At 40.1% G+C, this 5,975-nt stretch carries 7 protein-coding genes; all 7 read right to left on the reverse strand.

Annotated elements, in window-relative coordinates:
* Positions 1-434, reverse strand: a 434-nt coding sequence (locus QZ565_RS07725) for an ATP-binding cassette domain-containing protein (protein WP_295527849.1), incomplete at its 3' end; no start/stop codon positions are given.
* A gap of 17 nt (positions 435-451) precedes the next feature.
* Positions 452-1,547 (reverse strand): peptide chain release factor 2 gene (gene prfB, locus QZ565_RS07730; RefSeq protein ID WP_295527852.1). Its coding sequence is split into 2 segments (ribosomal slippage): positions 452-1,474 and positions 1,476-1,547, totalling 1,095 coding nucleotides; the frame shifts between segments, so codons are not numbered across the junction.
* A 107-nt stretch (positions 1,548-1,654) separates the two neighbouring features.
* Entirely contained in the window at positions 1,655-2,311 is a 657-nt protein-coding gene (locus tag QZ565_RS07735) for a CBS domain-containing protein (RefSeq protein ID WP_125410886.1), read from the reverse strand.
* 303 nt (positions 2,312-2,614) lie between these two features.
* Positions 2,615-3,325 carry an ABC transporter ATP-binding protein gene (locus tag QZ565_RS07740; RefSeq protein ID WP_000062219.1) on the reverse strand — a complete coding sequence of 237 codons (711 nt, stop codon included), beginning with the start codon at positions 3,323-3,325 and terminating at the stop codon, positions 2,615-2,617.
* The gene (locus QZ565_RS07745; RefSeq protein WP_001185996.1) at positions 3,325-4,089 is read right to left on the reverse strand and encodes an ABC transporter ATP-binding protein; all 765 of its coding nucleotides are present in this window, start codon (positions 4,087-4,089) and stop codon (positions 3,325-3,327) included. Before QZ565_RS07745 ends, QZ565_RS07740 begins: the two co-directional genes overlap by 1 nt.
* Entirely contained in the window at positions 4,089-5,045 is a 957-nt protein-coding gene (locus QZ565_RS07750; protein WP_000662290.1) for a branched-chain amino acid ABC transporter permease, read from the reverse strand. The genes QZ565_RS07745 and QZ565_RS07750 overlap by 1 nt, the downstream gene beginning before the upstream one ends.
* A 3-nt stretch (positions 5,046-5,048) precedes the next feature.
* Positions 5,049-5,918: a branched-chain amino acid ABC transporter permease gene (locus tag QZ565_RS07755; protein WP_033679951.1), complete on the reverse strand. Its 870-nt coding sequence runs from the start codon at positions 5,916-5,918 to the stop codon at positions 5,049-5,051.
* Between the last annotated feature and the right edge of the window lie 57 nt (positions 5,919-5,975).

Genomic DNA, 5,975 nt, shown 5'->3' on the forward strand with positions numbered 1-5,975 from the left:
TGCTCTCCACCTGAGAGCTCATTGGGGAAAGAACGAACCTTGTGCTTCAACCCAACCAAGTCTAAAACTTCCATCACACGTTTTTTGATATTACGGCGATTTTCCCCGATTACTTCCATAGCGTAAGCAATATTTTCATAAACCGTTTTCTTTGGCAACAATTTATAATCCTGGAAGACAACTCCAACACTACGACGTAGAAGCGGGACATCTTTCTTTTTAATTTTAACCAGATTAAAACCAGCAACAGTTAAGCTTCCTTTTTCGATTTTTACTTCGCGGTACAAAGCTCTAATAAATGTTGATTTCCCAGCTCCAGACGGACCTACGATATAGGCAAATTCCCCGGGTTCAACAGTGACTGAGACACCTCGCAAAGCAGTCGTTCCGTTGTCGTATTTTTTGACGACATCTCTCATTTCAATGATTGACATGTGAGTTCCTTTCTATCTTAGCTGATTCGCCACTTGAGGTAGGCATCAATAAAACCATCTAGGTCTCCATCCATAACCTTATCTACCTGCGCAACTTCAAAGCTAGTTCGATGATCTTTTACCATAGTATAAGGCGTGAAAACATAAGAACGGATTTGACTTCCCCATGTGATTTCCTTTTTCTCACCTTTGAGGGAATCAACTTCCGCAGCTTTCTTTTCTTGCTCCATTTGATAGAGCTTAGCCTGCAACATCTTCATGGCACGATCTCTATTTCCATACTGAGTACGATCGACCGTTGACTGGACAACAGTCCCAGTAGGAATATGTGTTAAACGTACACCTGTGGAAACCTTGTTGACATTTTGTCCACCAGCACCACCTGAACGGAAGGTGTCCATCTTGATATCATCTTCACGGATTTCCACTTCAATGGTATCATCCAACTCTGGCATCACTTCTACAGATGTGAAAGAGGTATGGCGACGTTTAGCAGAGTCAAATGGTGAAATACGGACCAAACGGTGAACACCCATTTCTGACTTGAGAAGACCATAGGCATTAGGTCCTTCAAAGGATAGGGTTACCGACTTGATACCAGCTTCATCTCCTGCTTGGTAATCCAAAACTTCTACTTTAAATCCTTTAGCATTTCCATAGCGAGTGTACATACGAAGCAACATATCACCCCAGTCCTGAGCCTCAGTCCCACCGGATCCTGGATGGATTTCCAAGATGGCATTATTATGGTCATAAGGTTCTGATAATAGAAGGGTCATCTCGTAACTAGTCATCATCTTATCAAGTTCTGATAACTGTTCAACCAATTCTTCATACACCGACTCATCTTCAGCTAAAAAGTCTAATAAAATTTCAACTTCATCCTGCAACTCTTCCATTTTGTGGAAGGTATTGTAGGTGTTTTTTAATTCATTTAATTCTTGCGACGTTTTTTGGGCCGCGATATTATCGTTCCAAAAATCAGGTTCTGTCATCTTGTTTTCCAAGATGGCAATCTCTTCCTCTAAACCTTCGAGGTCAAAGAGACCCCCTGAAAGAAGCTAATTTTTCACGATTTGCGTCAATTTTTTGACGAATTTCTGAAATGTCCATAAATACTCCTTTTTTATATCGTTTTATTATACCATAATCTATCATTTCTTTCCATCTTTTGCTCTACTCTCCTTTTCATGAAAAAAGAAGCCTTACGGCTTCCCTTCTTACAAAATTTTAGCAGAAGTACGACTAATCTCTTCTACTTGGATGTTTTCTGCTTCAAATTTTTCTTTCAAGGCTGGTAAATCGATTGATCCATCAATTTGAACTTCGATAATCACCTTACCATCCTTACGTGGAATATTTACTGTATGGGAGATATTCAAATTTTCTTCTACAATCAAAGAAACAATCTTTCCGAGTACACCAACTTCATTTTCTGTAACAAAACGCACACGAATTCCTTCCTCACCATAACCAGCAATTTCAAGAAAGGCTTGGAAAACATCACGGTCAGTAATAACTCCGTATACTTGATGGTTATCAACGACAGGAAGAATACCAATCTTATTTTTCAACATCAGATAAGTTGCATCCTCTAGACTCGCATATCCTGAAACAGTGACAACATCGCGGATCATGACATCTTTGACTTTTGTCTTATTTAGAAGATAATTCATCTCATAGATAGAAAGACTTGTTGCTTTGGATGGACTTGCTTGCGCAATGGTTCCTTCAGTTACCAAACCAACCAATTGATCATTTTCGATAACAGGCAAGCGGTGCAAACCTTGCTCTCTCATCAAATCTGCTGCATGAGATACTGTTGTATCTGGACTAATGTACACTACCTTGCGGGTCATAAAATCTTTAACTGCCATGAGACTTCTCCTTTTCTATTCTTATCCCTATTATACAATCTTTTTGTAAATCTATCAAACGCTTACATTTCTTTTTCAAAATTCAGAAAAGTATGAATAAGCTAGCAAAAAGAGCTCTTAAATCGAGCTCTGTGAATGAAGGTAAAAAACGTTTCATTCGATTTTTTCAATTATTAGAAATTCATCTTTCAGTGTAGATGTAGATTTGTTTGCAATCTAAATATGCCAACTAAAATAATCCACTGGATAAGATAATTGCTTCGTAATCTCCATCCGCAACCTAAACTAGTCTCCCAGACTAGTTTAGCCACCTAGATATGCTTTTCTGACTTCTTCTGATGAGGCGAGTTCTTTTCCTGTTCCTGAAAGTACGATTTTTCCTGTTTCCAGTACATAACCTCGGTCAGAGATTGCGAGTGCCTTATTGGCATTTTGTTCAATCAAGAGGACGGTTGTTCCTTGTTTCTGGATATCTTGAATGATATCAAAAATCTCTTGGATAAAGATTGGGGCAAGTCCCATTGATGGTTCATCTAAGAGAAGAAGTTTTGGTGTTGACATAAGAGCGCGTCCCATGGCAAGCATTTGTTGTTCTCCTCCTGAAAGAGTGGCTGCATCCTGGTTTTTACGTTCTTCAAGACGTGGGAAGCGTGAGAAAACTTTCTTCAAGTTTGCTTGATTTTCTTCACGGTTTTTCTTCAAGAAAGCTCCCATTTCTAGATTTTCCATAACAGTCAATCCAGGGAAGACGTGGCGTCCTTCTGGTACTTGTGAAAGACCACCTGCCACGATTTTTTGAGCTGGCATTTTTTGGATTTCTTGTCCTAAAAATTCAATCTTTCCTGAACTTGGTCGAACCAGACCTGACAAGGTACGGAGAATGGTTGTCTTACCTGCACCATTGGCACCGATAAGGGAAACAACTTCTCCTTCATTCACTTCAAAACTTACATCACGGACTGCTTGGATCATACCGTAATGTACAGAAAGATTCTCAACTTTTAACATCGACATTAGGCTTCACCTCCTAGATAAGCTTCGATAACACGTTTATTGGTCTTAATTTCGTCTGGAGTCCCCTGAGCAATCAAGCGACCGTATTCAAGTACATAGATGCGTTCTGTAACGTCCATGACCAGATTCATATCGTGTTCAATCAGCATGATTGTAATCTTAAATTCATCTTTAATACGACGAATTAACTCAGTCAATTCTGCTGTTTCCTGCGGGTTCATACCTGCTGCTGGTTCATCCAAAAAGAGAATTTTAGGTTCCGTAGCGAGGGCACGAACAATTTCCAAACGACGTTGCTGTCCGTAGGCAAGGTTTTTAGCGAGCGTTTCTGCATCCCCATCTAAATCAAAGATTTTAAGCAATTCCAAAGCTTTAGCCTTTAATTCTTTTTCACTCTTGTAAAAAGCTGGTAAGCGTAAGAAACTAGCAAAAACATGTTGTTTGTGATGGTTGCCAAAAGCAATCAAAACATTGTCCAAAACTGTTAAATCTTTAAAGAGACGGATATTTTGGAATGTACGTCCAAGTCCCAAAGAAGCAATCTTATAAGGTGACTTTCCATTCAAAAGGTGACCATCTAGTGTTACTGTTCCCTCACTTGGTTCATAAACACCCGTCAAGAGGTTGAAAAGAGTGGTTTTCCCAGCTCCATTTGGACCAATTAGTCCAACCAGTTCCCCTTCGTTTAATTCAAGAGTCACATCTCCAACAGCTGTAAGACCGCCAAAATGTTTGGTTAACTGTTTTACTTCAAGTAATGCCATTAGTTTTGTTCCTCCTTCTTAGATTTTTTAAAGAAACGTGATAGGCTCAATTCCCATGTTCCAAGGAGTCCACCTGGTCTGAAAATCATGACCAATACCAAGGCTAAAGCATAAATAATCATACGCACACTAGCAACATCTTGGAGAAGCATATTCAAAATTCCAAGGACAATAGCTGAAACAATGGCACCTGTAATGGAACCAAGTCCACCAAATACAACAATAATCAAAACATTGATTGAGTTGATGAAGGTGTAATCTTTAGGTACAACAGAGCCGATAAATCCTGCCTGAAGTGACCCAGCAATACTTGCAGTGATAGCACCAAAGACAAAAGCGATGATTTTAATTTTAGTTGTATTAACCCCAACTGACTCAGCAGCGATTTCATCCTCACGAACGGAGAGGGTTGAACGACCAATTGGACTACGCAAGAAGTTCAAGGTTGCAATGGTTGTAATCACGACAAAGAAGTAAACCATTTGCCAAGTTGTAAAGTTAGGAATCCCTAAGATACCTGCTGCACCATTTGTAAGGCTTCCACCATTGATGATAAAGATACGGATAATTTCAGAAACCCCAAGAGTCGCTACTGCAAGATAGTCCCCCTTCAAACGCAAGGTTGGAATTCCGACAAGTAAGGCAACTGCCCCTGAAAGTAAAGCCCCTACAAGCATGGCTCCAAAGAAGGCACCGTATGTTGGTGATTTAGAGCCAATAATAGCAGCGGCATAAGCACCAATCGCCATAAAACCAGCATGCCCAAGTGAAAATTGTCCTGAAAAACCAACGATTAAGTTGAGACCAACAGCCAGAATAATATTAATTCCAATTTGTTGTAAAATCTGTACATAGAATAGATTGAGTACACCGACTGAGACCAGTACACTAATCAAGCCATAACCAGCTAACAAAAGGAGTAACCATAGAATATTAACTTTTAAATTTTCCTTCATCGTTTACACCTTCTCTTTCACATTCTTACCAAGGATACCAGCTGGGCGGACAATCAAGATCAACAACAAGATTCCATAAACAATTGCATCACGGAAGTCTGACATCCCAAAGGCTGTCGCAAAGGTTTCCAATAGACCAATCACAAATCCACCAAGAGCCGCACCAGGAATAATTCCGATACCGCCAAGTACAGCGGCAACGAAAGATTTAAGACCTGGAGTAACCCCCATCAAAGGCTCAAGAGAGTTATAATAAAGGGCAATCAGAACACCAGCTGCACCCGCAAGAGCTGAACCCAAAGCGAAGGTAAAGCTGATAGTACGGTTTACATTGATCCCCATCAATTGCGCTGCATCGCTATCTACAGATACAGCACGCATGGCTTTCCCCATCTTAGTCTTTTGAACAATGACTTGTAACAAAATCATCAAAATCAAGGAAATGGCCAAGATCATTAACTGAACGTTTGTTAGGCTAACTGGTCCCAAATCATAGCGAACTGTTTGAATCGCTTGAGGGAAGGCACGGGTATTGGCACCAACCAGATAGACCATGCCATACTCCAATAGGAAAGACACCCCAATAGCTGTAATCAAAACAGCAATACGAGTAGAGTGGCGCAAAGGTCGGTAAGCAAGAAACTCAATCACGACACCAAGGATGGCTGTCGCTATCATAGCTACAATAAGCGCTACAAAGAAATTCATTTGGAAAGAATTAATCAAGAAATAACCGATAAAGGCTCCCATCATATAAATATCACCGTGGGCGAAGTTGATGAGCTTGATAATTCCGTAAACCATGGTATATCCTAGGGCTAACAGCGCATAAACACTACCTAGAATCAAACCATTTACTAGTTGTTGGAGCATAAGATTCACTCTTTCTATTTATAATTTCGAGGGTTTTCCCTCACTTTTTGATAGGTT

Source organism: uncultured Streptococcus sp. (assembly GCF_915066115.1).
Taxonomy (GTDB): Bacteria; Bacillota; Bacilli; order Lactobacillales; family Streptococcaceae; genus Streptococcus.

What these genes read in the sequence shown, in the direction of transcription:
- QZ565_RS07735 (WP_125410886.1), bottom strand. Translation starts at nt 2,311, where the DNA reads ATGGCAGTTAAAGATTTTATGACCCGCAAGGTAGTGTACATTAGTCCA.
- QZ565_RS07740 (WP_000062219.1), bottom strand. Translation starts at nt 3,325, where the DNA reads ATGTCGATGTTAAAAGTTGAGAATCTTTCTGTACATTACGGTATGATC.
- QZ565_RS07745 (WP_001185996.1), bottom strand. Translation starts at nt 4,089, where the DNA reads ATGGCATTACTTGAAGTAAAACAGTTAACCAAACATTTTGGCGGTCTT.
- QZ565_RS07750 (WP_000662290.1), bottom strand. Translation starts at nt 5,045, where the DNA reads ATGAAGGAAAATTTAAAAGTTAATATTCTATGGTTACTCCTTTTGTTA.
- QZ565_RS07755 (WP_033679951.1), bottom strand. Translation starts at nt 5,918, where the DNA reads ATGCTCCAACAACTAGTAAATGGTTTGATTCTAGGTAGTGTTTATGCG.